Raw genomic sequence first — 1,960 nt, 5'->3', positions numbered from 1 at the left:
CGTCCTCGTTGGTGGCCAGGTTCAGATGCGGCAGGATCGCCGAGACTTCCGTGACCCGCACATCGCCCTGCAACAGCTCTGCCGCCGCCACGCCGATGGTCAGACGCTCGGCCTGCAGCATCGGCTCGGGTCCCGCCCAGTCTGCATTGGACAGCGTCACCGCGTCCGCCTTGACCCCCAGCGTCGGCCAGAAGGTAAAGCGCACCTTGCCGCCGAACGCCAGCTTGCGGCCCGTCTGCGTCTCCAGCTGATCAGCCGCCAGCCGCGCGATTTTCTCGCCCGGCAGCAGCAGCACCAGCCCCGCCAGCACCACCACCGTCAGCACCAGCGCGGTCACAACCCGGATTATCAGCTTCATCAGCCCACTCCTCATGTCTTGTCCCCCTGTAGTCCAAGGGTCTTTTTGCCAGCTTACCGTCTGGTGGAGCGGGTGCAATGCAGGAAGCCGCTTCCTGCATCAAAGCTTCGCGCGTTTTGACCGCAGGATAGCCGTATCCGGAGAACAGGCCGAACAGCAGATAGGGCAGCCGCTGCCAGATGGAGCCGATCCTTCCGGCAAAATGCATCTCCCGGCGGAAGAAGAAGTGCTCGTCTTCGGGGAGGCCTTGTTTGGCGAGGATATGGCGGACGGTGGCGCAGGCTTCGCGCGCGGTTAGAAGAATCTGCTTGGCTTGAGACGGCCACTTCTTCGCCTCAGCGGTGCAAAGAGCAACCTTGGCAGACACAGTTCCAGAAAATACCGGATATGCACCAGGACACACGAAACCCCGGAAACCGGCGGCACCTTCAAACGCTACATTGGCGTTGCTGCAGAAACTTTGCGCCCGCTGGCTACGGGCTTTGGCGCTCCACCTTCAACACCAAACGAAGGGCAGGCGTTGCCCGGCCTTGCGGCCGTGCAAAGGGAAAATGCAGCCGCCGGGTACACAGGAGGTGTACAGAGGGGGTTCACACCTGACACCCCCGTTTTCCTTGCCTCTTGCCGCATTCCTGATATATCCGCGCGAATGACCAGTTCCCCGTCCAGCAACCCGCCCAGCCTCCGCCCCGACCTTGCCCCCCGCCCGCAGTTCGGTGATGCGCCGCGCCCGGACCAGCCGACGCTCGGCATGGTGTCGCTCGGCTGCCCCAAAGCGCTGGTGGACAGTGAGCGCATCCTGACCCGGCTGCGCGCCGAAGGCTACGGCATCTCGCCCGACTACGCCGGCGCCGACGCGGTAATCGTCAACACTTGCGGCTTCCTGGACAGCGCCAAGGCGGAAAGCCTTGAGGCGATCGGCGAGGCGCTGAAGGAAAACGGCAAAGTCATCGTCACCGGCTGCCTCGGTGCCGAGCCGGACTATATCCGCGAGCACCACCCGCGCATTCACGCGGTCACCGGCCCGCATCAGTACGAACAGGTGCTGGACGCGGTGCATTCCGCAGTGCCGCCTTCCCCGAACCCTTACGTGGACCTGCTGCCTGCGGCCGGCGTCAAGCTCACCCCGCGGCACTTCAGCTATCTGAAGATTTCCGAGGGCTGCAACCACAAGTGCAAGTTCTGCATCATCCCGGATATGCGCGGCAAGCTGGCCTCCCGCCCCGTCCACGCGGTGCTGCGCGAGGCGGAAAAGCTGGTCGGGGCCGGGGTCCGTGAACTGCTGGTGATCAGCCAGGACACCTCTGCCTATGGGCTGGACCGCAAGTATTCCAGCCACCCCTGGAAGGGGGAGGAGGTGCGCAGCCACATCCTCGACCTCTCCCGCGAGCTGGGCAGGCTGGCCCCGGCAGAGGACCTGTGGGTGCGGCTGCACTATGTCTACCCCTACCCCTTTGTGCGCGACCTGATCCCGCTGATGGCGGACCCGGACAACGCGCTGCTGCCCTATCTGGACATCCCCTTCCAGCACGCCCACCCGGATGTGCTGCGCCGCATGGCCCGCCCGGCGGCGGCGGCCAAGACGCTGGACGAAATCTGCGC

At 64.9% G+C, this 1,960-nt stretch carries 2 protein-coding genes; one reads left to right on the top strand and one right to left on the bottom strand.

What is annotated here, in order from left to right; genetic code table 11:
* Positions 1-358 (bottom strand): AsmA family protein (locus A2I95_RS34150; RefSeq protein WP_291736955.1); only part of this gene is annotated, 358 nt, incomplete at its 3' end.
* Positions 359-1,007: 649 nt separating this feature from the next.
* Here A2I95_RS34150 and A2I95_RS34145 point away from each other — a divergent pair.
* A partial coding sequence (locus tag A2I95_RS34145; RefSeq protein WP_291736952.1) for a radical SAM protein occupies positions 1,008-1,960 on the top strand: 953 nt, incomplete at its 3' end.

The sequence above is a fragment of the Leisingera sp. F5 genome (genome assembly GCF_001593695.1).
The sequence above is the reverse complement of the archived record's forward strand: the minus strand, read 5'-3'. Positions and strand labels throughout refer to the sequence as shown.